31 protein-coding genes and 1 other annotated feature are annotated in these 24,530 nt (G+C 48.8%); of the genes, 7 read left to right on the top strand and 24 right to left on the bottom strand.

From position 1 onward, the window contains the following. Positions 1-131 precede the first annotated feature (131 nt). Positions 132-1,700: a stage V sporulation protein B gene (gene spoVB, locus ATH33_RS02430; protein WP_232356921.1), complete on the top strand. Its 1,569-nt coding sequence runs from the start codon at positions 132-134 to the stop codon at positions 1,698-1,700. A gap of 5 nt (positions 1,701-1,705) precedes the next feature. Here spoVB and ATH33_RS02425 read toward each other — a convergent pair whose 3' ends face one another. Further along, positions 1,706-2,317, bottom strand: coding sequence for a DUF421 domain-containing protein (locus ATH33_RS02425; protein ID WP_084712885.1), 612 nt, complete (start codon positions 2,315-2,317; stop codon positions 1,706-1,708). A gap of 168 nt (positions 2,318-2,485) precedes the next feature. On the opposite strand from ATH33_RS02425, the gene ATH33_RS02420 reads away from it, so the two are divergent. Next, positions 2,486-2,881: a TIGR04086 family membrane protein gene (locus ATH33_RS02420; protein ID WP_121874018.1), complete on the top strand. Its 396-nt coding sequence runs from the start codon at positions 2,486-2,488 to the stop codon at positions 2,879-2,881. 55 nt (positions 2,882-2,936) lie between these two features. Here the strand turns inward: ATH33_RS02420 and yajC are convergent, their stop codons facing one another. From yajC to ATH33_RS02360, 13 genes are all read right to left on the bottom strand, one after another. Beyond that, positions 2,937-3,257, bottom strand: coding sequence for a preprotein translocase subunit YajC (gene yajC, locus ATH33_RS02415; protein ID WP_037993966.1), 321 nt, complete (start codon positions 3,255-3,257; stop codon positions 2,937-2,939). 14 nt (positions 3,258-3,271) lie between these two features. Continuing rightward, entirely contained in the window at positions 3,272-4,408 is a 1,137-nt protein-coding gene (gene tgt, locus ATH33_RS02410) for a tRNA guanosine(34) transglycosylase Tgt (protein WP_175413188.1), read from the bottom strand. Between the two features lie 104 nt (positions 4,409-4,512). Beyond that, complete coding sequence (gene queA / locus ATH33_RS02405) at positions 4,513-5,547, bottom strand: tRNA preQ1(34) S-adenosylmethionine ribosyltransferase-isomerase QueA (RefSeq protein ID WP_121874016.1); 1,035 nt, start codon at positions 5,545-5,547, stop codon at positions 4,513-4,515. 51 nt (positions 5,548-5,598) lie between these two features. Next, on the bottom strand, positions 5,599-5,817 hold the full coding sequence (locus ATH33_RS02400) for a DUF2905 domain-containing protein (protein ID WP_037993971.1): 219 nt from the start codon (positions 5,815-5,817) through the stop codon (positions 5,599-5,601). After that, positions 5,814-6,812: a Holliday junction branch migration DNA helicase RuvB gene (gene ruvB / locus ATH33_RS02395; protein ID WP_037993972.1), complete on the bottom strand. Its 999-nt coding sequence runs from the start codon at positions 6,810-6,812 to the stop codon at positions 5,814-5,816. Before ruvB ends, ATH33_RS02400 begins: the two co-directional genes overlap by 4 nt. An 11-nt stretch (positions 6,813-6,823) precedes the next feature. Next, complete coding sequence (gene ruvA / locus ATH33_RS02390; RefSeq protein WP_037993974.1) at positions 6,824-7,426, bottom strand: Holliday junction branch migration protein RuvA; 603 nt, start codon at positions 7,424-7,426, stop codon at positions 6,824-6,826. Next, entirely contained in the window at positions 7,423-7,932 is a 510-nt protein-coding gene (gene ruvC, locus ATH33_RS02385; RefSeq protein WP_037993975.1) for a crossover junction endodeoxyribonuclease RuvC, read from the bottom strand. Before ruvC ends, ruvA begins: the two co-directional genes overlap by 4 nt. 147 nt (positions 7,933-8,079) lie before the next feature. Continuing rightward, positions 8,080-8,253, bottom strand: coding sequence for a hypothetical protein (locus ATH33_RS13490; RefSeq protein WP_156097712.1), 174 nt, complete (start codon positions 8,251-8,253; stop codon positions 8,080-8,082). Positions 8,254-8,513: 260 nt separating this feature from the next. After that, on the bottom strand, positions 8,514-9,272 hold the full coding sequence (locus tag ATH33_RS02380) for a YebC/PmpR family DNA-binding transcriptional regulator (RefSeq protein ID WP_121874015.1): 759 nt from the start codon (positions 9,270-9,272) through the stop codon (positions 8,514-8,516). 22 nt (positions 9,273-9,294) lie between these two features. Continuing rightward, positions 9,295-10,146 carry an NAD+ synthase gene (locus ATH33_RS02375; protein WP_231564571.1) on the bottom strand — a complete coding sequence of 284 codons (852 nt, stop codon included), beginning with the start codon at positions 10,144-10,146 and terminating at the stop codon, positions 9,295-9,297. 2 nt (positions 10,147-10,148) lie between these two features. Further along, positions 10,149-11,000 carry a nitrilase-related carbon-nitrogen hydrolase gene (locus ATH33_RS02370; protein ID WP_037993979.1) on the bottom strand — a complete coding sequence of 284 codons (852 nt, stop codon included), beginning with the start codon at positions 10,998-11,000 and terminating at the stop codon, positions 10,149-10,151. A gap of 71 nt (positions 11,001-11,071) precedes the next feature. Next, a complete protein-coding gene (locus tag ATH33_RS02365) occupies positions 11,072-11,920 on the bottom strand; it encodes a phosphotransferase (RefSeq protein ID WP_170151220.1) in 849 nt (282 codons plus the stop codon). A 116-nt stretch (positions 11,921-12,036) separates the two neighbouring features. After that, positions 12,037-12,681 carry a LysM peptidoglycan-binding domain-containing protein gene (locus ATH33_RS02360; RefSeq protein ID WP_121874013.1) on the bottom strand — a complete coding sequence of 215 codons (645 nt, stop codon included), beginning with the start codon at positions 12,679-12,681 and terminating at the stop codon, positions 12,037-12,039. Positions 12,682-12,807: 126 nt separating this feature from the next. On the opposite strand from ATH33_RS02360, the gene ATH33_RS02355 reads away from it, so the two are divergent. From ATH33_RS02355 to ATH33_RS02345, 3 genes are read left to right on the top strand one after another with little or no spacing between them, the layout of a single operon-like run. Beyond that, a complete protein-coding gene (locus ATH33_RS02355) occupies positions 12,808-13,620 on the top strand; it encodes a GDSL-type esterase/lipase family protein (RefSeq protein ID WP_121874012.1) in 813 nt (270 codons plus the stop codon). After that, a complete protein-coding gene (locus tag ATH33_RS02350; protein WP_121874011.1) occupies positions 13,598-14,527 on the top strand; it encodes an ABC transporter ATP-binding protein in 930 nt (309 codons plus the stop codon). Before ATH33_RS02355 ends, ATH33_RS02350 begins: the two co-directional genes overlap by 23 nt. Continuing rightward, complete coding sequence (locus ATH33_RS02345) at positions 14,524-15,507, top strand: ABC transporter permease (protein ID WP_037993988.1); 984 nt, start codon at positions 14,524-14,526, stop codon at positions 15,505-15,507. Before ATH33_RS02350 ends, ATH33_RS02345 begins: the two co-directional genes overlap by 4 nt. Before the next feature lie 66 nt (positions 15,508-15,573). Here ATH33_RS02345 and ilvE read toward each other — a convergent pair whose 3' ends face one another. The 5 genes from ilvE to ATH33_RS02320 form a co-directional block, all read right to left on the bottom strand. Beyond that, entirely contained in the window at positions 15,574-16,485 is a 912-nt protein-coding gene (ilvE, locus tag ATH33_RS02340; RefSeq protein WP_255347156.1) for a branched-chain-amino-acid transaminase, read from the bottom strand. A 254-nt stretch (positions 16,486-16,739) separates the two neighbouring features. Next, positions 16,740-17,633: a prephenate dehydratase gene (gene pheA, locus ATH33_RS02335; protein ID WP_121874010.1), complete on the bottom strand. Its 894-nt coding sequence runs from the start codon at positions 17,631-17,633 to the stop codon at positions 16,740-16,742. 20 nt (positions 17,634-17,653) lie between these two features. After that, entirely contained in the window at positions 17,654-18,583 is a 930-nt protein-coding gene (gene thrB, locus ATH33_RS02330) for a homoserine kinase (RefSeq protein ID WP_037993992.1), read from the bottom strand. Beyond that, on the bottom strand, positions 18,564-19,655 hold the full coding sequence (gene thrC, locus ATH33_RS02325) for a threonine synthase (RefSeq protein WP_037993994.1): 1,092 nt from the start codon (positions 19,653-19,655) through the stop codon (positions 18,564-18,566). The genes thrB and thrC overlap by 20 nt, the downstream gene beginning before the upstream one ends. A 25-nt stretch (positions 19,656-19,680) precedes the next feature. Then, positions 19,681-20,124, bottom strand: a complete 444-nt coding sequence (locus tag ATH33_RS02320; protein WP_037993997.1) for an ACT domain-containing protein — start codon at positions 20,122-20,124, stop codon at positions 19,681-19,683. 148 nt (positions 20,125-20,272) lie between these two features. On the opposite strand from ATH33_RS02320, the gene ATH33_RS02315 reads away from it, so the two are divergent. Together ATH33_RS02315 and ATH33_RS13420 are read left to right on the top strand one after the other, a co-directional pair. After that, entirely contained in the window at positions 20,273-20,743 is a 471-nt protein-coding gene (locus ATH33_RS02315) for a low molecular weight protein-tyrosine-phosphatase (protein ID WP_037993998.1), read from the top strand. 241 nt (positions 20,744-20,984) lie between these two features. Then, positions 20,985-21,203 carry a hypothetical protein gene (locus ATH33_RS13420; protein ID WP_131470942.1) on the top strand — a complete coding sequence of 73 codons (219 nt, stop codon included), beginning with the start codon at positions 20,985-20,987 and terminating at the stop codon, positions 21,201-21,203. A 28-nt stretch (positions 21,204-21,231) separates the two neighbouring features. Here the strand turns inward: ATH33_RS13420 and obgE are convergent, their stop codons facing one another. The 5 genes from obgE to rplU form a co-directional block, all read right to left on the bottom strand. Further along, the gene (gene obgE, locus ATH33_RS02305; protein ID WP_037993764.1) at positions 21,232-22,536 is read right to left on the bottom strand and encodes a GTPase ObgE; all 1,305 of its coding nucleotides are present in this window, start codon (positions 22,534-22,536) and stop codon (positions 21,232-21,234) included. A gap of 7 nt (positions 22,537-22,543) precedes the next feature. Then, positions 22,544-23,263 (bottom strand): Spo0B domain-containing protein, encoded by a 720-nt coding sequence (locus ATH33_RS02300; protein ID WP_049719906.1) that lies wholly within the window; start codon positions 23,261-23,263, stop codon positions 22,544-22,546. A 156-nt stretch (positions 23,264-23,419) separates the two neighbouring features. Further along, a complete protein-coding gene (gene rpmA, locus ATH33_RS02295; RefSeq protein WP_037993495.1) occupies positions 23,420-23,728 on the bottom strand; it encodes a 50S ribosomal protein L27 in 309 nt (102 codons plus the stop codon). Between the two features lie 22 nt (positions 23,729-23,750). Continuing rightward, a complete protein-coding gene (locus tag ATH33_RS02290; protein ID WP_037993497.1) occupies positions 23,751-24,089 on the bottom strand; it encodes a ribosomal-processing cysteine protease Prp in 339 nt (112 codons plus the stop codon). After that, a complete protein-coding gene (gene rplU / locus ATH33_RS02285) occupies positions 24,086-24,400 on the bottom strand; it encodes a 50S ribosomal protein L21 (RefSeq protein ID WP_037993499.1) in 315 nt (104 codons plus the stop codon). Before rplU ends, ATH33_RS02290 begins: the two co-directional genes overlap by 4 nt. A 12-nt stretch (positions 24,401-24,412) precedes the next feature. Then, positions 24,413-24,485: a sequence feature (ribosomal protein L21 leader region), on the bottom strand. Positions 24,486-24,530: the final 45 nt, after the last annotated feature.

The raw sequence follows: 24,530 nt of genomic DNA, 5'->3' as shown, positions 1-24,530 counted from the left end.
ACTTATTTTAGTTAACAACTCTGTGGGCATTCATGCAAGCCCTGTTGAAAAATTTTGCTGTTAAACATTTTTGTCATGAGTTGTCCCAGCAACTCATACGTTTAAATAGGAATCAGCGAAGGAGGGGCGTGATGGTGCGCAAAGGATTTTTATACGGCACTTTTGTTTTGGTCAGCGCCGGGTTTATCACCAAAATTCTCGGTTTTATCTATCGGATTGCCCTGTCCAGAATCATCGGCGATGAGGGAATGGGCCTGTTTCAAATGGCGTTTCCGATCTTGTCCTTCACCATCGTGATCACCACCGCCGGACTGCCGGTGGCCATCTCCAAACTCGTCTCCGAAGCGGAAGCAAAACAGCAAGAAGGAAGGATTCGTTCCATTCTCATTATTTCGATATTTATCGTCATCATAACCAGCACCATCGTCACCGGAGGCGTTCTCATAGCAGCCCCATGGATTGCACGGATGCTCCTCACGGATGAACGGGCCATTTACACCTTGCTCGGAATCGCCCCGATTATTCCGATCATTGCCATTTCATCCATATTCCGCGGTTATTTTCAAGGGCGGCAAAATATGAGCCCTTATGCCATTTCAACCATTGTCGAACAATTCGTCCGCATCTTCACCGTCCTTCTCATCGCCGGTTATTTATTGAAATTCGGCGTGGAATATGCCGCGGCCGGAGCCATGCTCGGAATGGTGGTCGGTGAATTCGCCGGCATGATGTTTTTGATCCGTTCCTTCAAAAAAGATCCGACCCGCCCAAAGTTGGACAAAACCTTTTTGAAACCGGGTTGGAAACCTTTCCGGCAAACTTTCCGCGATCTTTTTCGTTTAGCTGCTCCGGTGACAGCCAGCCGCATGATCGGTTCTTTCTCTTACGCCATCGAACCGATCGTCGTAGCGCAAAGTTTGGCCATGGCCGGATTTGCCACAACAACAGCGACCGCTTTATACGGGCAACTGGAAGGAATGGCCGTCCCGTTGACCTTCTTTCCCGCGTTCATCACTTACGCCTTGTCCGTGTCATTGGTTCCGGCTGTCAGTGAAGCGGCCGCAAAAAAGAATGACCGGCTGATCGAGCACCGTTTGCAACAAGCGATCCGGTTATCTTTTATTGTCACCGCGCCTTGTGCCCTGATTTTGTATCTCTTGGCTGAACCGCTTTCCATTCTGTTGTATCGCCAGCCGGATGTCGCCCGCTTGATCCGGATCATGGCCCCTTTCACCATGATTCATGCTTTGCAAGGTCCGTTCGCTTCGGTCTTGCAGGGATTGGACAAAGCACAAGCACCCATGCGCAACTCCATCATCGGGGCCGTTTTCAAAACCATTCTCATTCTCATGCTCGCATCCCGGCCGGAACTTGGCATCGACGGAGTGGCGCTTGCCATCAACTGCGGCATTTTGATCGTTACGACGTTGCATTTCATCGATATCGTCAAGCTGGTTCCATTTCACCTGAAAATAAAGGAATGGGGAAAGCTGGCCTTAACCATTTTCATCGCCGCGGTGGTTTTTCGTTTCAGCAATTTCAGCGGTTCGGATTCGATGCTGATCCAAACCGTCATCCAAGCCGGAGTCACCCTGTTGTCCTATGGAATCTGCTTGATTCTTTTTTCACTCATCCAAAAAAACGATGTCTTGCGTATTCCTTTGATCGGAAAGTGGGTTGCCCGGATCCTGCCTAAGTAAGGAGTTTAAGAATCTTTCCGGTCGATGAACAGTTTTCCATTGTTGTTTATAGAAGCATAAAAGATTTCTTTGAAATCCCGGTACCCTTGTTTTTGAATCTCATTTTTCAGCCAGAAACGGGTTTTTCCGATTTGTCTCAACCCGTCATCCTGGACCTTCCCGTCAATAATGAGTGGAACCGGCATTTGAAACGGACGCAAGGACTTATGTACGCTTTCTTCGGAAGTCTTTTTTTCTTTTGGAAAAACACTTAACTTCCCGGTGGTTTCCAAGATCGCAAATTCCACATCGGAAATATCGGCAATGTTTTTCTCTCTCAGTTGAACCATCAGATCATCCATGTTGTAGCGGGCTTTGGCCATCTGATCATCCAGGATTTTTCCCTTTTCCACAATGACCACCGGCTTTCCGTCCGCCCATTCTCTGATTTTTTTGCTTTTTAAAGAAAGATAGGAAATGAACACTTGAAAGATCGCCAAGGTCAATATGGAGATAATGCCGATATACAGGGGCTTTTCCGAATCGATCGCCATTGCGGAAAGATCGGCAATCATGAACGAAACAATCAGATCAAACACCGACAGTTTGCCGATCTCCCTTTTTCCCATCAATCTCATAATCACAAGCAGGAAAAAATAGATAAATACCGTGCGTAAAATGATGGTCCATATCAACCTTGGTCACCTCCTTTTCAAAACATAGTTTGACCAAATGCCCCCTCTTTATGAATGCTCAAAAAATACCAGGCATAAGGATGTATTAATAAAGAAAGGAGAGGAAAAGCAATGAAAGAAGCTTTTTTCGACTCCGCCAAAAAAGGCGTCCGGTCTCCCTGGCTCATCGGGCAATGCGTCATCTGGGGAATTGTCCTTTTGGGCTCGCTGATGGTAACCTTGTTTTTGCAATACTCCACCTTGTCCTCCCACCGCCTCCCGATGATTGCCTATGTGTTGAATTTCGCCGCCTTGTTAAGCGGAGGCTTTGTCACCGCCCGCAAATCGGAGCATCGCGGTTGGATGGCCGGCGGGATTCAAGGAATCATCTATGCCCTGATCATCTTGCTCATCGCCTTTTTGGCTTTTGACAGCCTGACGTCCATTCATCCGCTTTGGCTTTCCTTGTTTTCCTTCGGTGGAGGCGCACTGGGAGGAGTTATGGGGGTACAAACCAAAAAAGATTAAATGCCCGGTAAAACCAAAAAAAGCTTCTGATCACAAGATCAGAAGCTTTTTGGCCTTATTTGGATTCCTCTTTGGCTTCTTCTTTTTTCTTCTCTTCTTTCTCTGAGGTTGTATCCTCATCGGTTACCACCGAATTCACCGAAGAGCGTTCAAAAACCAAACGGGTATTGTCACTGACTTTTAACGTCACCCGGTCTTCCGTCAAATCCACAATCGTTCCGTGAATCCCGCCGATGGTGATCACTTTGTCACCTTTTTTCAAAGCATTCAACATGGTCATCCGTTCTTTTTGCCGTTTTTGCTGTGGGCGGATCAACAGAAAATAAAACACGACAAACATCAGAATAAGCGGTATCAACGTACCCCATTGTCCCATAAATTGGTCCTCCTTCAAAAAGGTTTTTCCGGATGCAAACTTCCGTAATACTTCATCATAAATGCATCACGGAAATCAAGCAGCCGGTCTTCCAGGATCGCTTGGCGAACCTGTTTCATCAATTCAAGCAGAAAATAAAGATTGTGGTATGTGATCAGACGCAAGCCGAAGGTTTCATCCGCTTTGATCAAATGCCGCAGATATGCTTTGGTATAGTTTCGGCAAGTATAGCAATCACATTCCGGATCCAGTGCGGTGAAGTCTCGAGCATATTTGGCATTGCGCACCACAACACGCCCTTGGCTGGTCATTGCCGTCCCGTTGCGGGCAATTCTTGTCGGCAATACACAGTCAAACATGTCGATCCCCCGGATGGATCCTTCAATGAGCGCATCGGGTGATCCGACCCCCATCAGATAGCGCGGTTTGTGCCCGGGCAACAAAGGAGTGGTATAGTCAAGCACTTCATACATCAGCTCCTTGGATTCACCCACACTGAGCCCGCCCACGGCATAACCGGGCAAGTCCAAATCAACAAGCTGACGGGCACTTTCCTCCCGCAAATCCTGATACATCCCGCCTTGGACGATGCCAAACAGGGCTTGCTCGGCCGGACGCTGATGCGCTTTCATACATCGTTTCAACCACCGGTATGTACGTTCGGTTGAAGCTTTGACATACTCACGGTCAGCGGGGTATGGCGGACATTCGTCAAACGCCATGATAATGTCTGCTCCCAATGCGTTTTGGATCTCCATTGCCTTCTCCGGACCGATAAACAGCTTTTCCCCGCTGATATGGGAACGGAACGTCACTCCTTCTTCCGTGATGTCGCGCAACTTGCTCAGACTGAACACCTGAAACCCGCCACTGTCCGTCAATATCGGACGATCCCAGTTCATGAATGCGTGCAATCCCCCTGCTTCCCGGACAATATCATGTCCCGGACGCAAAAACAGATGGTAGGTATTGCTTAAAATAATTTGCGCATTCATTTCTTTGAGTTCTTCCGGGCTCATTGTCTTCACGGTTGCTTGCGTTCCCACCGGCATAAAAATAGGAGTATCGATGGTTCCGTGTGGTGTATGTAAGCGACCCAACCGGGCGCCGGACTGTTTGCACGTTTTAGTGAGTTCATATTTTACAGCCAAGGTGTTTCCTCCTATTGAACTAACCATTCTGACAAAAATGTCATACTCCTTCTAAACATTATAGAGAACACCATGAACAAGAACAAGCTTTTCGTAAACTCTTTTTAAAGAATCAGCATCGCGTCCCCGAAACTGAAAAACCGGTATCGTTGGTTCACTGCTTCTTCATAAGCCGACAAAATCAATTCACGGGAGGCAAAAGCGCTCACCAGCATCAGCAAGGTGGACTGCGGGAGATGGAAATTCGTCAAAAGACCGTCCACCACACCGAACTGAAACCCGGGATAAATGAAGATATCCGTCCAGCCCTGATCTTTTTTGATTTCCCCGTTTAATTTCCGGTACACGGTCTCCAAAGTGCGCACACAGGTGGTTCCCACAGCAACCACTTTATTTCCCCTCTGTTTGGCGGCATTGATTTCTCTTGCGGTCTCCCCGCTTATCTCATAGTATTCCGCATGCATCTGATGGTCCTCAATCCGCTTGGCCGTCACAGGACGAAAAGTTCCAAGCCCCACATGCAACGTGATGAAAACCACTTTGACTCCTTTTTCACGGATTTGGGCCAATAACTCCTCCGTGAAATGGAGTCCTGCCGTCGGGGCCGCTGCCGATCCGACCACTCTGGAAAAAACGGTCTGGTACCGTTCCGGGTCGTCCAGCTGTTCATGGATATACGGGGGAAGAGGCATTTGCCCCAGTTGTTCAAACAACTTTTCGAGATCCTCCTCTTCGTACTGCAACGCAAACACCCTTCCGCCCGCCACTTCCGTCTGCTCTTGGGCGACAGCTTTCAACCGGCCTTCCCCGAATTGTATCACGGTTCCCTGTTTGACCCTTTTTGCCGGGCGGACCAATGCTTCCCACCGGTCATTTCCGAGCGGATTTAACAAGAGCAGCTCAATCTTCGCACCGGTTTCTTCTTTCACACCGATTAACCGGGCCGGGCGGACACGGCTGTCATTTAAGACAAGCACATCCCCGGGATTGAGATAATCGAGGATATTTGTAAACTTCGCGTGGCGGATTTGTGATGTTTTCCGGTCCACCACCATTAGCCGGGAGGCATCCCTCCTTTCGGCCGGAGTTTGTGCGATCAATTCTTTCGGCAAATGATAATCGTACAAGGATACATCCATTTCGTCGTTCCCTTCCTTCTTCCATCCAAGCTCAAAGAAAAAAGCCCGTTCCTATCGAAACAGGCGAAACAAATAGCTTAATAACGATAAGACAATGCTGATTACAATGCAAGTGACAATCGGGAAATAAAACCGCGTATTTCCTTTTTCGATCACAATGTCACCGGGAAGTTTGCCCAACTGCAAATACTTCCCTCCCACTTGCCAGAGAAGCCCGATCACCACAAGAACCAAGCCCATGACAATCAACGTCTTTGCAAAAGGATTCATTTCGGCCACTCCATGTTAAAATGCTCGTAACATCGTTTGGTAACCATCCGGCCCCTCGGGGTGCGCTCCAAATAACCGATTTGCATCAAATACGGTTCATATACGTCTTCAATCGTGTGCGCTTCTTCCCCGATCGTGGCCGCCAGCGTGTCCAAGCCGACGGGACCGCCCCGGAACTTTTCGATGATGGTCATTAAGAGCCGGTGGTCCACATGGTCTAACCCCATTTTGTCCACTTGAATGCGATCCAATGCATCCCGGGCGGCTTCTTCCGTAATCAATCCGTCACCTTCAACCTGGACAAAATCCCGGACCCTTTTTAACAGCCGGTTGGCTATCCGCGGCGTTCCCCGCGCCCGGGAAGCAATCTCTCTGGCTCCGTTTCCAACCACCCGGACATTTAACAAATCGGCCGCCCGCTCCACAATTAAGGCCAACTCTTCCACCGAATAAAATTCCAGACGGCTCATCACCCCAAACCGGTCCCGCAACGGCGAAGACAGGGAACCGGCCCGGGTGGTGGCCCCGACCAAGGTGAACGGGGGAAGATCCAGCCTTACCGAACGGGCGCTGGGGCCTTTTCCGATCATAATGTCCAAAGCAAAATCCTCCATCGCCGGATATAAAACTTCTTCCACCGAGCGATTCAGACGATGAATCTCATCGATAAACAACAAGTCATTGGGTTCCAGATTGGTTAAAATCGCCGCCAAGTCCCCCGGACGTTCAATGGCCGGGCCGGAGGTGACCCGGATGTTTACGCCCATTTCATTGGCAATGATTTGGGAAAGCGTGGTTTTCCCGAGTCCCGGCGGACCGTACAGCAGCACATGATCCAATGACTCGCCGCGCATCTTGGCCGCTTCTATGTATACTTTCAGATTCTCTTTTACCTGCTTTTGCCCTATATATTCGTGAAAATACCGAGGGCGCAGACTGTATTCGACCATCTCATCGTCATGGTTCGCCTTGGCAGAGATGATCCTCTCTTCCATGTCCGACCCTCCTACCTGTTCATCATGATCTTCAATGCCTGTTTAATCCATGTTTCGGTGTCCAACTCTTCTTCCGATCCTTTCAACACTTCCTGTACAGCCCATTTTGCTTCTTCTTCATTATAGCCAAGGACCTTTAATGCTTCAATCACATCCCTTTCTTTTGCAGCCGGCACGGACCGGGGCATCGGGGATGCAACCGCAAGATCCGGAAGATGAATCTTTTTCAACTTGTCTTTTAAATCCAACACCAGGCGTTGAGCCGTTTTTTTCCCCACTCCCGGCAACCGGGTCAATTGTTTGACATCCTCCATTTGGATCGCCCGCACCAACTGATCCGGCTTCATTCCGGAAAGCATGCCCATCGCCGCTTTCGGGCCGATGCCGGAGACTTCCAACAGCAGGCGGAACAAATCCCGTTCTTGTTTGGTGTCAAATCCGTATAACAGTTGGGCATCTTCCCGCACCACAAAATGGGTGTACAAAAACACTTCCGCCTCCTGCTCATAGGCATACGGTTTCGTCACATAAACCTGGTAACCGATTCCGCCTGTTTCCACCGCCAAATAATCCTCTTCCAGATAATGAACTATCCCTTTCACAAAATCGATCATCGCTTCAATCCCCACTTTTTGTATTTTTGCACCGTTCCGGAAGAATGCGCTTCACAAATGGCAATCGCTAGCGCATCCGCCACATCGTCCGGTTTTGGCACGGACGGCAAATGAAGCAACAATTTAACCATTTCCTGCACTTGCTTCTTGTCTGCTTTTCCGTAACCCACCACAGCCATTTTCACTTGCAAAGGGGTATACTCCGTGATCGGGATCCCGGCCTCTTCCGCAGCCAGCATCATCACGCCCCTTGCTTGTCCGACGGTAAATGCCGTCGTCACATTCCGGTTGAAATACAATTTTTCAATGGCCACGACGTCGGGCCGGTATTTGGAAAAAAGCAATGTACAAGCATCATAAATTTCCTTCAAACGCGCGGGAACCGGCATCCCGGCCGGCGTTTGGATACTGCCGTAATCGACATCTACCAGCCGGGTGCTCCCCTGTTTGTCAAGGATGCCGTATCCCACGATGGCGATCCCCGGATCTATGCCCATAATACGCATCTCAGTGGTTCCTCCCCAGAACAAAGCGAACATTTATTCTTAAACCATGACTAATTATATCACAAGTCTCCGTACAAATTGGCCAAGGATTTCCACCGCCGATTCCCTCCGGCAAAAAGCCCAATAAAAAAACGCTTCCCGAAGCGGTCAGCGTTTCTTCCATCCCAACATGTCAAAAATTTTTAATTCCCTTTTGGCCTGTTCTCTCACCTCTTTCGGCCATCTGCTTTCCCACTCTTCCCAGGTTCCTTGACCACTTTGTATCTCCAAAGCTTCTTGAATCGCCTTGTCTAGCACAAAGTTCCAATAGATCCTTCCCATCCAGAAAACCCCTGTTCCAAAAATGGCTTACAGTATATTTTATGGAATGATGACAAGACATGAACTTTGTTTCTTTTTATTTTCTCCAACGACCAACGTTTTATCAGCCCCCAAACCAACGGCCTCACACCTCCATAGGCGGGAAACCGTCTACTTCCTAGCCTCCGGCAAAAACGTGCGCGGCCGCCCTCCCGCACAAAAAAGAGACCATCGATTGGCAGATGGTCTCCTCCTAAACGGCCGTGTGCATATACACGGCTTCAATCCTGGATGTATTCAGCCAATTCCTCATCGTTCACTTCAAAATTGGCATAAACATTTTGCACATCATCATGATCTTCCAACGCATCAATGAGCGAAATCACGTTTTTGATGATGTCTCCGTGGATTTCTGTTTTGTTGGACGGGACAAAGGTGACTTCCGCCGTGGAAAAAGAAAACCCTTCTTTCTCCAACGCTTCTTTGACCGTTTCAAACTCTTCCGGTGCAGTGGTCACCTCATAGCTTTTCCCGGTGGATTCGATATCCTCGGCACCGCATTCCAAAACGGTCAGCATCAGTTCTTCTTCATCCAGATCGGTTTGATCCCGGTCAATCACCAGCAATCCTTTCCGTTCAAACATCCACGAAACACACCCGGACTCACCCAGGTTTCCGCCGTTTTTGGAAAAGATGTGGCGTAAATCGGCAGCGGTCCGGTTCCGGTTGTCCGTCAAAGCTTCCACCATGATGGCCGTTCCGCCCGGACCATAACCTTCATAAGTAATCGCTTCATAATTTTCGCCTGTTCCGCCGCCTGCGGCTTTTTTAATCGCACGTTCGATGTTTTCATTGGGCATGTTTTTGGCTTTGGCTTTGGCGATTGCAATCCGCAATTGGTGATTGTTCTCGGGATCTTTATCCCCGCTTCGGGCCGCCACATAAATCTCACGTGCCAGTTTGGCAAAAATTTTCCCTTTCAGCGCATCTTGACGCCCTTTGCGATGTTGAATATTTTTCCATTTGGAATGCCCTGCCATCCTCCATCACTCCCCTTGCAAATTACGATCCCCAATCCCGTAAATAACGGAAATCGATGCCGACCGTCCGTTCGCTCAATTTGATAATCACCGGCATCGTCCGTTTATACTGATTGCGGATGATCCGTTTACTCACCTGACGAATAAATGCATCATCAAACTGGAGGGCTTGCAATTGCTCCAGGGTATATTGCCGGTCAATCATGTAATACAAGAGCCGGTCAACGTCCAAATAGTTAAACCCGAGTTCGTCTTCGTCGGTTTGGTCTTCCCATAAATCAGCACTCGGCGGCTTGACGATGATCGGCTCCGGCACGCCCAGGTAAGCCGCCAGCTGGCGGACTTGGGTTTTGTACAAGTCCCCGAGCGGGTTGACGGCCGAGGCCGAATCTCCGTATTGGGTGCCGTAACCCAACAACAATTCCGTCCGGTTGCTTGTGCCGATCACCAGTGCTTCGTATTGAGCGGATAAGTCATATAAAATGGACATGCGTTCCCGGGCCATCTTATTGCCGCGCCGCAAAGGCGTCGCATCCGGAACGCGTTCAAAATACGCATCAATCTGCGGGGTGATATCAATGGTCAAGCTTTCCACACCGGTATCGTCAATAGCCAGTTGCGCATCTTCCAAACTCGCCGGACTGCTTGTCTTATACGGCATCCGCACGGCGATCACGTTTTCCGCGCCGAAAGCTTTGACACACAAATACAAGGACAAAGCAGAGTCGATTCCCCCCGACAAGCCGACAATGACTTTATCGAATCCAGCCTTGTTCACTTCTTCACGCAAAGCGGTTGTCAAGAGACGGGTCGCCACTTCTTCATCCAAGCGCAAAAAAGGCGCTTTTTCCAACATCTCATCAATCATTTGCATGATCAGCTTCCCCCTCCAGTCCGCTTTTGCCTGATGCGATTTAATTCACGAATGGTCAAGTCCAAATTTTCATCCCGCAACACGGGAAGTTGAAAACGGGCTTTCCGGATCTTGTCCAGATCCAAGTCAACAATCATGAGATCCTCTGTAAACAGTTCCGCTTGCGCTTCCACTTCCCCAAACGGATCCACCACTTGAGAACCGCCGAAGAAAGTGACTCCGTCCTCGGTTCCCACGCGATTGCAATAAATCATGTAACTTCCGTGGCAAACAGCGTTGTTTCTCAGCATCAAATCCCATGATTTTTGGGAACCCGGTACCGGGCTGCTGACATCCCGCACCGGGGCATTGGACAACACAATCATTACCTGCGCCCCGTCCTGAGCCAGCAGATAAGGGGCAGAGCTGTGCCAAACATCTTCACAAATCAACAAGCCGAATTGTCCAAACCGGGTCGGGAAGCTGCGAATCCATTCGCCTTTTCCAAAATAACGAGCTTCATCAAACATTCCGTATGTAGGCAAATACACTTTTCGATACAAATAATGCAAATTTCCGGCCGTCGCATAAATTGCAGAGTTATACAAAATATGTTCAGGGCTGTGCTCCACGAAACCAAACACCAGATCCATATCACCGGCGGATTGGATCAGCCCTTGTATTTCAGGACTAAAAGGATCTCTGGCCATTTCGTATGTCAGATCCAACAACTGGTATCCTGTCAGACTGAGTTCCGGAAAAATAAGAAGATCCACCTGTTCCTCCCGGGCCCGATGGATCATTTCCTCATGCAATTCCAGATTTAAATCCACTCGCCCCAAGCGTGGTCTGATTTGTGCAAGTCCTACTCTCATTCTTTTGCCTCCTCAAGCAAGAACAAGGCTTCGATAAAATCACTCTACATCATAACATAAGCGCGATCGGACTACCAATACAAGAATTCGGCAATTTGTTTTTTCCATTTCTTTCTATTGACTGCGATTTGTTTGAGGTATGGATAAGAAGCCTTGATTTCATATCCTCTTTTTCTTTCCACCAACCCGATCATTTCCCGAAAAAATTCATTTGGAAACAAAAATAAACAGGCCAGAATCTCTTTTTCCATGGCCTTTAAAGGGCGAACAGACTGGTAAGCCTGAAGAACCGTCGCCAATCCTTGATCCGGAAATTGGTTTGCAGCCAGGATTCGCATCGTCATTTGCCAGAGATCCCCCACTTGCGCATCATAATCCGCCGTTTCAAAGTCGATCAGCCACAATCTTCCCGCTTGGTCCATCATCCAATTATGACTCGCCAAATCGCGGTGGGCCAGCATGTGTTGCATCCGCTCATGTTCCACCCATTCCTGAAAGGGGATTTGCTCCAGCCGCTCCCAAGCTTTGATGCCGTCCAAATAAAAATCCGTTCCGGCTTCGCACAAAAGATCCCGCAACCGTTTGTCTTCGATTTGATCCATTCGTGTGAGGATTTGATAAAATTTTTGCAACCGCCTTTGCAACCGGTGAGTCAAAAGAAACGCCGCCCCTGACGGCGGCGGCGTTTTCAGATATCGGCCCGCCTGATGGAAAAACGCCAAAGTATGAATCATCCGGATGACTTCACTGACATTGTTATAATTGCATGTTTTTCCCTGAATAAACGGGGTAAGAATCCAACTTTCACCATCGGTTATCATCGGAAGCATCGACTGAAAGCCGCGCTCTCTCAGTTCACGATCCACTTGTATCAGCCAACTGGCTTTCAAGCCGTCAAAAGGCTTTGCAATCCACCACATAAAATCGGTCTCAATACACCAATTATTACGGTAAGGACTGATGCGCCGCACTGGTGTATGTAATAACTTTTGTATATGAAGTGGATGGGGTTGAATCATCGGCTCTCCCTCATTCTTTATCCAACACTTGAAGAACTTTCTTTCCATTCCCGGTATTCCATGGCGATATGGTTGCCATAGGCATCGGGATGGTTCATCGGGACAGGCGGCGGATAAAAAGGTTGCAAAGGCCATGCGCTGCTTATCATAAAGGGCTCTTGAAACACCGGAACCGGGAGCATCGGGGCAAAACCTTGCCAATAAGCAGGATAAGGGGCCGGCGCATCCAAATAGGAAAGATTCGGTTCAGCATCATAATACGACGAATCCGTCACAAACGAGGAAGAATCGTCCAACACCGTCGGCGACCACTCCGAAAATTCACCGACAGACGGCGGCTTGGGTAATTCTTCTGTCACAACACCGCTACTTTCGGCGGACTCCTTTTGGAAAGGCGGATCTTCTTCCTCTTGGATATGCGGTTCTTTCTGCTCCCCCTTGGGTAATTCCTTCACTTCCGACGGTCCGGCGGTTTCCCGGGTGTCCTGTCTGGAAACGGCCAGGGGAATTTTGCCGGTGGGAATCCGGATTTTCTCACCTCTTTGCAATTTCTCCGTATCCGCCAAATCCGAATTCCATTCTTGTAACCGTTCCAGCGGTATATTATACTTTTGAGCAATATCCCACAATGTCTCCCCTTCACGGGCAATATGGATTTTCATTGGACAACCCCCTTCATAAAGGCTGAATCAATATCATCCTATGCATGAACAAACACTTTCTTGCTTAAAGAAATAAGGCGTTTCATAAAAAGTCTTTTGCAATCACCAATAAGGAGGAGCCCGTCCATGTCCATTTGGTTGAAGTCCATCTATATCCTCACCTGGGGGTCCCTGTGTCTCATGCTGGCCGGTTTTGGATGGGCCATCCGCGAGATGGTAAAACCGCCTGAAAAAAAACAACCCCTGCCGGAAACGGCCTCCCTTTCTCTGGAACCGGGCAAAAAGCTTTTGCTAGGCCTCGGCGATTCCTTGACCCGCGGAGTCGGCGACCACAGCGGACAAGGTTACTTCGGGATCATCCAAAAAAAGTGGCAACACCATTTTCCCCGTTCCCAATCCATCAATTTAAGCGTCCGGGGACAAACTTCCCAACATTTGCGGGATCAATTAAAAAGAGCACACATCCGGGAATTTGTCAAAGAAGCGGATGCGCTGGTGATCACCATCGGCGGCAATGATTTGTTCCACGGAAGCGAAGACTTGGAAAAAACCGACCCCCAAGCCATTTCGAAAAGGGAAAACCGTTTCCGGAAAAATCTCGTGTCCATCTTGTCAGACATTCAGCAGTTGAATCCGGACGGTTCCGTTTATCTTCTCAGCCTCTACAATCCGTTTGCCGATTTAAAAGGGAATGAACTGACATCCAAAATCGTGGCAGATTGGAATGATACCCTGACGGCCACCGCCCAATCTTTTCCGCAAGTCACTGTCATTCCGGTGTATGATTTGTTCTGGAAACATCCTGAAACGTATCTTTACAGCGATCATTTCCATCCAAACCAACAAGGATACAGACAAATTGCCGATCGGTTGTGGCAAGTGATGACCCTTGAATCCCCGGAGGTGGGAAAATCCCATGCAGAACAAGCTGACTCATGAGACGGTGCTGTCGATCCAAGGATTGGGCAAAATCATCCGCGGCCGGCACATTGTCCAAAATCTTTCCTTTGAAGTCCGTGCGGGAGAAATATTCGGTTTTTTAGGCCCGAACGGCGCCGGAAAAACCACAACCATCCGTATGCTGGTCGGACTCGTCCGCCCGAGTGAAGGAAGCATCCACATTGCCGGCCACGACCTGAAAAAATCGTTTACCAAAGCCATTTCCCATGTCGGGTGTATCGTGGAAAATCCCGAATTGTACCCATCTTTAACCGGGTATGAGAATCTGGAATTTTTCGCGCGCATGGCCGGCCTTCCAAAAAAACGGATTGATGAAGTGATCGAACAAGTGCGGCTTTCCGGACGGATTCACGATCCGGTCAAAACCTACTCGCTGGGAATGAAACAACGGCTGGGGATTGCCCAGGCTTTGTTAAACCGGCCAAAGCTGTTAATTCTGGATGAGCCGACCAACGGGCTCGACCCGTCCGGCATTCACGACTTGCGGTCTTTCATCCGGCGGCTCGCCCATGAAGAAGGAATCGGCGTATTTCTTTCCAGCCACATTTTGCATGAAATCCAAGCCCTCTGTGACCGGGTGGCCATTATCCAAAACGGACAATTCATTTACACCGGTCCGGTCCATCCCCCCGCCGGCGACCTTGAACGGGTGGAGTGGAAAGTGACCCCTTGTGACCTAGGGATGCATTGTTTGAAACAACTTCCCTATGTTACAAACATCGAGAAAAAACCCGGTCCCCGTTTGTCGGTGGAGATGCCTGCCGGGAAAATCAGCGAAACCAACCAATATTTATTAAACCACCAGATTCAAGTGTGGGAAATCACGCCCCGAAAACAAACATTGGAGGATCTTTACATGAACCTGACAAAGGGGGATGCCTCTTGAACCGTTTGATTTACAATGAAGTCGTGAAAATGATAAAAAACAAACGGATTTTGGTGATTTTGCTGATTTTGCTTATTTTAATCCCTCTTTTCACTTACGCGCAATACCGAAATACAGCGGAACAGATCAAACAATCGGGAACCGACGACTGGCGCTTGTTATTACAACAACAAATCGTGGATCAGCAAAACCGCCTGGCATCCAGCAGAATTCCGGAAGAGTGGAAAACATGGGCCAAAATCAATATTGAACAGCAACAATATTATTTGGAACACAACATCAATCCGGCAGCTCCGGGTGCCCCCACATTCCTCAGAAAATTCATCGAACAGTCCTCTTCCCTGTTCCTGCCGTTATTGGTGGTCGTATTGGCTTCTGACATCGTTTCCGGGGAATATGTGCGGGGAACCATCAAACTGCTTTTAACCCGGCCGGTTCCGCGGTGGAAAATTTTACTCAGCAAATATATTGCTCTGTTACTGGGGATTTCGCTTTTGTTATTGCTGACGGCGGTCATCGGATACGTCATCTCCGGCATCGCCTTTGGCTACCGGGGATGGTCCCTGCCGGTTTTAACCGGTTTTCAAATCCAGGGGGATCAGCTGCTGACCGAACATGTCCGTCTCATTCCGCAATGGAAATACATTTTTATGGCTTTCGGGCTCGTTTGGTTTTCCAGCATCGTGGTTGGCACCCTATCTTTTATGGTCTCCGTTTTGGTAAGAAGTACAGCGGCCGGCATCGGCATTTTGTTGGCCGGCATCATCTCCGGCAACCTGCTGATGCAAATGGCTCCGTCGTGGAATATCCTCAAATACTTCGCATTCACGCATTTAAGCCTGACGGATTATTTGGCCGGAAAACCGATGATGATGGAAGACATGAGTTTCCCCTTTTCCCTGTTCATTTTAAGCATCTGGGCTTTGGCCGCTTTGTTCATCTCATGGATCACCTTTGTGCAAAAAGACATTTTGTCTTGAAAAAGCAAAGCCATGCTCAAAAGAGCATGGCTTTGCTTATGTCCGGCATTGATTGAGCAGGGGATATTATCCCACGACTCCGAATTTTTTGTTTTCGTAGACGGGAACCCCTTCCTGGCGGGCATATTGCGCAAACGCTTCTTTTAGTTCTTTCGTCACCTTTCCGGGAACCCCTTCCCCAATGGTTCGTCCGTCCACTTCCACAACCCCGATGACTTCGGCAGCCGTTCCGGTCAGGAACACTTCATCCGCCACATACACATCATGTCTTGTAAACGGCTGTTCTTTGACCTCATACCCTTTTTGCCGGGCCAAATCCATAATGGTGGCACGGGTGATCCCTTCAAGCGCCCCGATATAACTGGGCGGTGTATATAAAACGTTGTTTTTGACGATGAAAATGTTGTCTCCGGATCCTTCCGCGACATACCCTTCAGAATTCAACATCAAAGCTTCGGAAACCCCGGCCAAATTGGCCTCGATTTTCACCAGAATGTTATTGAGGTAATTGAGCGATTTGATCTTGGGATCCAGGGCATCGGGAATGTTTCGCCTCGTGGGAACAGTGATGATGGAAATTCCCTGTTCATAATATTCATTGGGAAATAACCGGACCTGATCGGCGATAATGATGACGCTCGATTGGGAGCATTTATTCGGATCCAGCCCCAAATCCCCCACTCCCCGTGACACCACCAAACGGATATAAGCATCCCGGAGCTGGTTCCGGCGCACGGTGTCACAAACCAAGCGGCTCATTTCTTCCTTCGAATATGGAATCGTCAACAAAATGGATTTGGCTGAATCATATAAACGGTCAATATGTTCTTTCAACTTAAAAACTTTTCCGTCATAAGCGCGGATCCCCTCAAAAACACCATCACCATACAAAAAACCGTGATCAAAAACGGAAATGAATGCTTCTTCTTTTCGTTTGTATTCCCCATTCATGAAAATCCATCGTTCAGTCCCCGTCAAAATAAACACTCCTTATGGAATGGATGTTATGATAAAAAGCCCCTCAGAGGCAAATTCCAATCCTTGAGAATCAGAACCTGCCGCTGGAGGCTTTTATCCCCACGGTGTACACCGGTTGGTGTTGGTGCCGCTCGGTCCAGACTTCTTCAACCGAAGAACGGAACCCTAGGCACCCTTCTGATTAAACTGAAAATTCATTATCGATAAATTTTTAATCATTATACCCTGCCGGTTTACAGATGTCAAACAATTTCTCAACTTCTCTTGTGGATCGCTAATGTTTTTCCGACTCCCTTGAAAAAACAAGGGAACGACCCCAGAACACGAACTTGGCATCCCAACGCTTCAATCTCTTTGATGGCTCCCTGCATCAAGACATGTTCAACCGGCAACTCGGCATCGATCCAGAAGAAGTAATTTCCCAGCCCCGTTTTGGTCGGCCTGGACTCAATATGCGTCAAATTCACTTTGCGCCAGGAAAAAGCCGCCAACACTTGATACAGCGCCCCCGGATAGTCGGAAGGCAAGATGACCTGCAAGCTGGTTTTGCGGGTGTCGGAATCCGGGAACGAAGAGGATTCTTCACGGCTGACAACAAAAAAGCGGGTAAAATTGTTCGGATGATCTTCTGCATGTTCCTGTATGATTTGCAACCCGTACTCTCGGGCGGCAGCTTCCGGACCGACGGCAAGCCACGGTTCCCCGGGATGCCCCGCAACCATTTCCGCCGCTTGCGCCGTGCTTTCCATCATCTTGTACCCGGCACAAGGATACCGTTTTCTGAGGGTCAACTCGCATTGGGCGATTCCCTGCGGATGGGAATAGATGCGCTTGATCTCATGCGGATCCCGGTTGATGACAGACGGATGCCCCATGATACACTGGGTGATCGGATAAACCAATTCAGCGCAAACCGGCAGATCCACATGGTGAATCAGCCAATCCAGTGTGGAATTCACCGATCCTTCAATGGTATTTTCAATCGGAACGACAGCCCACCGGGCTTCTTTTTCTTGAGCGGCCTTCAGGCAATCGGGAATCGAAGCATAAGGCATGAATTGAATGTCTTTTTCATGCGCGAACAAAGCTTTTGCAGCCATATAACTAAACGTTCCGACAGGTCCAAGATAGGCAACACGTTTATCCATGCACAAACTCCTTATATTTTTCAAATGAATTTACTATGTTTTTCTTTGGCTGTCAACTCCACTGCCGCCCCTTGACCAGCCGGAAACATCTTTTCCATCCGGACTGGCACATTCAGATCATAAAACAACCGGCGGAAAAACCGTTCCAGCTCCATCCAGTCATTCACGAAAGCCACCATGGTCGGTCCCGCCCCGCTTAAAGCAATCCCATAAGCACCGTGGGAAGTTGCTTGGTCTAAACTTTCTTTCAAACCGGGAATCAACGTTTCACGGTAGGGCTGATGAAAAGCATCCTGCATGGCCGTTTTCAGCAAGTCCCACTGCTTCAAAAACAGAGCCGCCACCAGCAAATTGGCCCGGCTGCTTGCCAACACCGCATCATCCCGGGGATATTGATCCGGCAGCGCCCGGCGGGCCGTTTGGGTCAACAGGGATTGTTCCGGAATGATCGTCATCACGGGCATATCCGGTGGTTCGCATGCCACCGCCTCCACCCGCCGGCCATCCCAGGAGGCAATCACCACCCCTCCGAAAAGGGAAGCCCCGACATTATCCGGATGCCCTTCCAACAGCGTGGCCCTTCTCAACAATTCTTTGCGGCTCCAGTTCATGCCTAGCAGATGATCGGCCGCCATGAGGCCGGCCACAATCGCCGCTGCACTGCTTCCCAAACCTCTGGCCACCGGAATGTCATTTTCAATATGCAACTTAAAAGTCGGAAGAAAGACGCCCTGTTCCCGGGAGACATCCCGGATGACACGGACAATCAGGTTATCCTCATCCCGGGAAACTTGACCGGCATGCTTTCCCCCGACTGTGATCTCCCAACAGGGTGACGGTTCAAAATAAAGCGTCAGATAACAATTCAGAGCCATCCCGATCGAATCAAATCCCGGACCCAGATTGGCCGAGCTGCCCGGAACTTTCACCCTAAACGGAGAGAAACTCATGACGGAAAACTCCCTGATTTTTGTTTTTTTCAAACAGACAATCCAAAATCGCTTCCTTTTCACAAGCGATGACTCGCGGCTTTACTTGAACCGTGTCCAAGGCGGTGTGCGGATCCTTGAGGCCGTTTCCCGTCAACACGCACACCACTGTTTTTTGTTTCCCTTTTCCCGAACGGAGCATTTTCATCACGCCGGCCACGGAAGCGGCAGATGCCGGTTCACAAAACACTCCTTCTTTTTTGGCGATCTCTTGATAGGCAAACAACATTTCACGGTCTGTAACGGCCGAAATCAACCCTTTGGATTCATCCGCAGCTTGAACCGCCTGTTTCCAGCTGGCCGGATTTCCGATCCGGATTGCGGTCGCCACCGTTTCCGGCTCGGCAACCGGTTCCCCTCGGACAATGGCGGCTGCCCCTTCTGCTTCAAATCCCCACATTTGCGGGAGGTTTTGGATGATTCCTTTTTGGTGATACTCTTTGAATCCTTTCCAATACGCCGTGATATTGCCGGCATTTCCGACCGGAATCGCCAACACATCCGGGGCTTTCCCCAACTGTTCCGCAATTTCAAATGCCGCGGTTTTTTGTCCTTCGATCCGGTACGGATTGACCGAATTAACCAAGGTGACGGGGTGGGTTTCCGTGATGTCACGCACCACTTTCAGCGCTTGGTCAAAATTTCCTTTCACGGACAAAACCGTGGCCCCGTACATGACCGCCTGCGATAGCTTGCCCATGGCCACATGCCCGTCCGGCACCACTACAAAACATTGAATGCCCATTTTGGCGGCATAGGCTGCTGCCGATGCGGCCGTGTTTCCCGTCGATGCACAAATCACAGCCCTGCTTCCCTCTTCTTTTGCTTTGGCAATGGCCAAAACCATGCCACGGTCTTTGAAGGAACCGGTCGGGTTTGCGCCTTCAAATTTCAAATACAACCGGACTCCCCATTCCTTGGATAATGTTTCAGCATAATAAAGCGGGGTCTCTCCTTCGTACAAAGTCAACTTTGGCGTCTCCGGGTTGATCGGCAGATCCTCTCTGTACTTTTCCAAAATTCCTGTTCTCATCTTTGCTCCTCTCCTCACTCACTTTTTACTCGCCGGATCCGACAACGGCGGCCCGCCGCACACCATCCAAACGGGAAAGCCCGTGCAAAACGGTTTGGATATCGGCTTCCATCTGCGTGGTATCCACGGACATCGACACCGTGGCTTCCCCTTGCAAGGGAATGGTCTGGTTGATGGTCAGGACACTGGTGTTCATACCGGCCATATATTGGAGCACTTGGGACAAAACCCCTGCCCGGTGTTCCAGCGTCAAGGCAATGGTGACAATCTTTTCTTTCACCATCGCGTTAAACGGAAAAACACCGTTTTTATATTTGTAGAACGAACTGCGGCTCAATCCCACTTTTTCCACTGCTTCCTGCACCTTGGTCACTTCTTTGGTTTCAAGCAATTTTTTCACTTCCAATGTTTTCTGGATGGCTTCAGGAAGCATATCCACACGAACCAATGCGAATATATCTTCTGACATACCCAACTGTCCTCCATTAAAAAACAAATGTTTTCTATATACGGACATTTTAATCTTTGAGAACGTTTTCAAGCAAGCTTTTTTCATATATTTTTTCGTGTTATGATAAAATCTGCGATCATTTGCAATCAAAAGGAGCGATTTGTCAATGATTTCAGTACTGTTTGTCTGCCTGGGCAACATTTGCCGTTCCCCCATGGCCGAGGCCGTGTTCCGCCATCTGGTCAAAGAAGAAGGGCTGGATCAGGAAATCCAAACAGACTCAGCCGGCACCGGGGACTGGCATACCGGAGAACCCCCTCACCGTGGAACGCAAAAAAAATTAACCGAAGCCGGGATCTCCTTTGAAGGCATCTCAGCTCGTCAAGTAAAGCGGGACGACTTTTCCGCTTTCACCTATATCATCGGCATGGATAACCATAACGTGCGCGATTTGAAGCGTTTGGCTCCGGACCCGGATCACAAAATTTACCGGTTTGTCGACTTTATTCCCGGGACTTCTTACACCGAAGTGCCCGATCCGTGGTACACCGGCAATTTTCAAGAAACCTATGATTTAGTCAGCGAAGGATGTAAAAATTTACTTAATTTCATCAAAAAGGAACATAACCTTCACTAAATTTTCGGGAAACTGTCCGGTTTCCCTTTCATATTCCATCCAATCCTGCTTATACTAAATAGAGCAAGGTGGTGATGAAATGCAACAACTCTGGAAAACAAAAATTTTCTCCATCCTCTTACTCGTTTGTTTTTCAGTAGGCTTTTCATTTCCGGTTGAACATTCTTTGACATTAACCCCGAACCAGTCCCAGCCCTCATCCTGGACCGATTGGTTTCACCTTGAAAAAGGAACCATGACCATGGAAATACAAAATGACGGCCCTTCTCCGATCTATTTCTATGTATTTACCTACTGTGACCATTTGGAATGTCCGACCATCGCCGAGGGAGAGGTCCCGCCGGGCACAAAGAAAATACAAAAGATTGCGCATGATGAAGGTAAATTCATGTTCAAACTGGATCAGACCTCGGACGAAAACGCCCGTCCTTCCCATGCCACCGGGATCATCCGCCAATAAAAAAGCAACCGGATCACCGGTTGCTTTTTTAATAATCCACGGCATCATTCAATTCAAATTCCATGTCCCCGATCCGTACCGTATCTCCATCTTTTGCCCCGCGTTTGCGGAGCGCTTCTTCCACTCCCATATTCCGGATGATTTTTGCAAAGCGCATGATGCTGTCATGATAGGAAAAGTTCGTCCGCTGAACCAACGCTTGGATCCGCTCCCCTTCCACCACGTAAACTTCATTTTCTTTGCGAATGGTAAATGCCGGTTCATCCTCTTCTTTGTTCCGGTAGACCTTCCTCTGTGCAGGCAGTTCCATCGATTTCCCGTAAGCCGGCATCTCTTTTTCCACTTTCTCCAACAGCTGAACAACCGCATAAATCAACTCTTTGACTCCTTCGCCGGTCGCTGCGGAAATCGGATAAACCGGCACTTCTTCTCCCACTTGCTCTTTAAACAATGCAAGGTTTTCTTCGGCATCCGGCAAATCCATTTTGTTAGCCGCCACAATTTGCGGGCGCTTCTCCAATTCCTGGCGATATTGCTTCAACTCTTCATTGATCTGCAAATAATCCTGATAAGGATCCCGTCCTTCGGAGCCTGCCATGTCAATGACATGGACGATCACCCGGGTCCGTTCAACATGGCGCAAAAATTGATGCCCCAAGCCGACTCCCTGATGGGCGCCTTCAATCAATCCGGGAAGGTCCGCCATCACAAAGCTGCGTCCGCTTTCGACATGAACCACTCCCAGGTTGGGAACCAACGTCGTGAAGTGGTAGGCGGCCACTTTGGGTTTGGCTGCAGAAACAACAGATAACAAAGTTGATTTTCCAACGCTCGGATACCCGACAAGGCCGACATCCGCCAATAATTTCAATTCAAGCTCAATCCAACGTTCTTCACCCGGTTCCCCGTTTTCTGCAATTTGCGGCGCCGGATTGACGGGGGTGGCAAACCGGATGTTTCCGCGGCCGCCACGGCCTCCACGGGCAACGACTGCTTTCTGGCCGCTTTCCGTCAGATCCGCAATCAATTCACCGGTATCGGCATCACGAACCACCGTTCCCGGAGGAACTTTCACCACCAAATCTTCTGCATTGGCACCGTGTTGTGATTTGGAACGCCCGTTTTCTCCCCGTTTGGCCTTAAAATGCTTTTGGTACCGAAAGTCCATCAACGTCCGCAAGCCTTCATCCACGATAAAAACGACATCTCCGCCACGGCCTCCGTCTCCGCCTGCCGGCCCGCCTTTGGGTACATACTTTTCCCGGCGGAATGCCACCATGCCGTTTCCACCATCCCCGCCTTTTACATAAACCTTGACCTTATCCACAAACATTGCTTCGTCACCTTCCCAGTCCATTCGGCTTCAGTTGATATGTCAACACGAATGCATTCTCCAGGTTTTGGATCGCGATCGATGGTTCCACCGTTTTCAGACGTTCTTCCAATAACGGCAACCATTTTCCGGAACAAAGGGAAGCCTCGTTTGACCGGACCCCGACCCGCACCTGGTTTTCCTCTTTTTCCAAAGAAAAAGAGACCCCGGTATACGCATCCGTTTGTTGATGCCTGTTTTCGATCATCGTCATCAACTGCTGCCAAATTTTTAAAAATTTCTTTTCTTCTTCCACCGATTCAAACCGGAACTGATCCGAAACATCCAAAGACAGCTCCCACTCTTTCAGACGATGGCGAATGTCAAGCAAAGCAACCGCCAGCGGAGCATAAGACAGATTCGAGATGATGCGCTCGTTTTGGGCTTGTTTCACCAGCCGGTTGAAGTAATCTTTCATGGCCTCTTCTTTTTTCATCATCAAATATCCCATCAAAACCTGAATATGATTCATCCATTCATGCCGCAAATCGGACAACATTTTCTTGATCCGGCCGGCTTCCCGGATTTCATTTTGGTGTTGCCAATAAAAGATCCCTCCCAAAAGAGCACACCATGAAGCGAGGAAAAAGAAAACATCCCCCGATTTTCCAAACGGATGCACAAGCCACCCGGTCATCACCAACATCAACGGAACAAACGGCTTACTGAGCATAAACCCCCGCTTCAAAATAAACCTCTCCCATCTTATGTATATCCGAAATTTTGCTTTGCCATTTATTGTACAAGATTGCCCCTGAAAGAAAAACCCATAAATAAAAGGTAAGCACTTGCCCGACGACGAACAATGCTTACCTTTCATTGGAATGCTATTTGAAATTCAATCTTACGCACGTGCAGCGGCTGCTTCTTTTTCTGCAACCGGAATGATGCTGACGCGTTTTTTGTTGCGTCCCATACGCTCGAAACGTACGATTCCGTCAGCTTTCGCAAACAAGGTGTCGTCTCCGCCACGGCCGACATTCAAACCCGGGTAAATTTTGGTTCCGCGTTGACGAACCAAAATATTTCCAGCCAATACGAATTGGCCGTCTCCGCGTTTTACACCCAGACGTTTGGAAATGCTGTCCCGACCGTTTTTTGTGGAACCCACACCTTTTTTCGAAGCAAAGCATTGCAGGTTAAGTTTCAGCATCATGTCCACCTCTTTCTGTTCATTATGATTTCCAATCACTTATTCTAACATAAGAAGAATAGGCTTCTGCCACGTTTTCGAGTGAGACGACCATCGCTTCCAGCAACAAGCCGATTTTTTCACGAGTATCAGGATCTTTCACCTGATCCGGCAAAAAACAATCAATTTTCCCGTCTCCATCATCATCACGATGAACCTGGACACCAAACATTTGTTCAATGGCATTCACCATGCCGATGGAAATGCCGGAAACAGCGGCACACACAATATCTTTTCCATACTCGCCATAATCGGCATGCCCGGTAATCAACACCCGTTTCACACGGTTTTGGCCGTCACGCTTCACCCGAACCTGGATCATTGGGCTTCAATGCCGCTGATGACCACTTTGGTAAACGGCTGACGATGCCCTTTTTTCCGTTTGTAATTCTTTTTCGGTTTATATTTAAACACGGTGATTTTTTTTCCTTTTCCATGTTTCAATACTTTACCGGTTACTTTTGCACCTTCCACCAGAGGGGTTCCCACTTTGACTTGTTCACCGTCATTCACCAGCAAAACTTTATCAAAGGTGACGGTTTCCCCTTCTTGTGCATCCAGTTTTTCAATGTAGAGAACACTGTCTTTCTCCACGCGATATTGTTTGCCACCTGTTTCGATTACAGCGTACATTTCCAATCCTCCTCTTAAATAGAGACTCGCCACCAGCAGGAAAGGCATCAAGCCTTTTGGAATCCTGTTGTGAGCGGTGATAACAACAACGCTTATCTTAGCACATTCCAATGGAAATTGTCAAAGTGTT

Source organism: Thermoactinomyces vulgaris (genome assembly GCF_003688725.1).
Classification (GTDB): Bacteria; Bacillota; Bacilli; order Thermoactinomycetales; family Thermoactinomycetaceae; genus Thermoactinomyces; species Thermoactinomyces vulgaris.
This window is presented reverse-complemented; position numbering and strand designations above follow the sequence as displayed.

Excerpts from the sequence above, each read along its gene's own strand:
- spoVB (WP_232356921.1), top strand. The coding sequence starts at position 132 with ATGGTGCGCAAAGGATTTTTATACGGCACTTTTGTTTTGGTCAGCGCC.
- ATH33_RS02425 (WP_084712885.1), bottom strand. The coding sequence starts at position 2,317 with ATGAGATTGATGGGAAAAAGGGAGATCGGCAAACTGTCGGTGTTTGAT.
- ATH33_RS02420 (WP_121874018.1), top strand. The coding sequence starts at position 2,486 with ATGAAAGAAGCTTTTTTCGACTCCGCCAAAAAAGGCGTCCGGTCTCCC.
- yajC (WP_037993966.1), bottom strand. The coding sequence starts at position 3,257 with ATGGGACAATGGGGTACGTTGATACCGCTTATTCTGATGTTTGTCGTG.
- queA (WP_121874016.1), bottom strand. The coding sequence starts at position 5,547 with ATGGATGTATCCTTGTACGATTATCATTTGCCGAAAGAATTGATCGCA.
- ATH33_RS02400 (WP_037993971.1), bottom strand. The coding sequence starts at position 5,817 with ATGAATCCTTTTGCAAAGACGTTGATTGTCATGGGCTTGGTTCTTGTG.
- ruvB (WP_037993972.1), bottom strand. The coding sequence starts at position 6,812 with ATGGAAGAGAGGATCATCTCTGCCAAGGCGAACCATGACGATGAGATG.
- ruvA (WP_037993974.1), bottom strand. The coding sequence starts at position 7,426 with ATGATCGATTTTGTGAAAGGGATAGTTCATTATCTGGAAGAGGATTAT.
- ruvC (WP_037993975.1), bottom strand. The coding sequence starts at position 7,932 with ATGCGTATTATGGGCATAGATCCGGGGATCGCCATCGTGGGATACGGC.
- ATH33_RS13490 (WP_156097712.1), bottom strand. The coding sequence starts at position 8,253 with ATGGGAAGGATCTATTGGAACTTTGTGCTAGACAAGGCGATTCAAGAA.
- ATH33_RS02380 (WP_121874015.1), bottom strand. The coding sequence starts at position 9,272 with ATGGCAGGGCATTCCAAATGGAAAAATATTCAACATCGCAAAGGGCGT.
- ATH33_RS02375 (WP_231564571.1), bottom strand. The coding sequence starts at position 10,146 with ATGCAAATGATTGATGAGATGTTGGAAAAAGCGCCTTTTTTGCGCTTG.
- ATH33_RS02370 (WP_037993979.1), bottom strand. The coding sequence starts at position 11,000 with ATGAGAGTAGGACTTGCACAAATCAGACCACGCTTGGGGCGAGTGGAT.
- ATH33_RS02365 (WP_170151220.1), bottom strand. The coding sequence starts at position 11,920 with ATGTGGTGGATTGCAAAGCCTTTTGACGGCTTGAAAGCCAGTTGGCTG.
- ATH33_RS02360 (WP_121874013.1), bottom strand. The coding sequence starts at position 12,681 with ATGAAAATCCATATTGCCCGTGAAGGGGAGACATTGTGGGATATTGCT.
- ATH33_RS02355 (WP_121874012.1), top strand. The coding sequence starts at position 12,808 with ATGTCCATTTGGTTGAAGTCCATCTATATCCTCACCTGGGGGTCCCTG.
- ATH33_RS02350 (WP_121874011.1), top strand. The coding sequence starts at position 13,598 with ATGCAGAACAAGCTGACTCATGAGACGGTGCTGTCGATCCAAGGATTG.
- pheA (WP_121874010.1), bottom strand. The coding sequence starts at position 17,633 with ATGGATAAACGTGTTGCCTATCTTGGACCTGTCGGAACGTTTAGTTAT.
- thrB (WP_037993992.1), bottom strand. The coding sequence starts at position 18,583 with ATGAGTTTCTCTCCGTTTAGGGTGAAAGTTCCGGGCAGCTCGGCCAAT.
- thrC (WP_037993994.1), bottom strand. The coding sequence starts at position 19,655 with ATGAGAACAGGAATTTTGGAAAAGTACAGAGAGGATCTGCCGATCAAC.
- ATH33_RS02320 (WP_037993997.1), bottom strand. The coding sequence starts at position 20,124 with ATGTCAGAAGATATATTCGCATTGGTTCGTGTGGATATGCTTCCTGAA.
- ATH33_RS02315 (WP_037993998.1), top strand. The coding sequence starts at position 20,273 with ATGATTTCAGTACTGTTTGTCTGCCTGGGCAACATTTGCCGTTCCCCC.
- ATH33_RS13420 (WP_131470942.1), top strand. The coding sequence starts at position 20,985 with ATGGAAATACAAAATGACGGCCCTTCTCCGATCTATTTCTATGTATTT.
- obgE (WP_037993764.1), bottom strand. The coding sequence starts at position 22,536 with ATGTTTGTGGATAAGGTCAAGGTTTATGTAAAAGGCGGGGATGGTGGA.
- rpmA (WP_037993495.1), bottom strand. The coding sequence starts at position 23,728 with ATGCTGAAACTTAACCTGCAATGCTTTGCTTCGAAAAAAGGTGTGGGT.
- ATH33_RS02290 (WP_037993497.1), bottom strand. The coding sequence starts at position 24,089 with ATGATCCAGGTTCGGGTGAAGCGTGACGGCCAAAACCGTGTGAAACGG.
- rplU (WP_037993499.1), bottom strand. The coding sequence starts at position 24,400 with ATGTACGCTGTAATCGAAACAGGTGGCAAACAATATCGCGTGGAGAAA.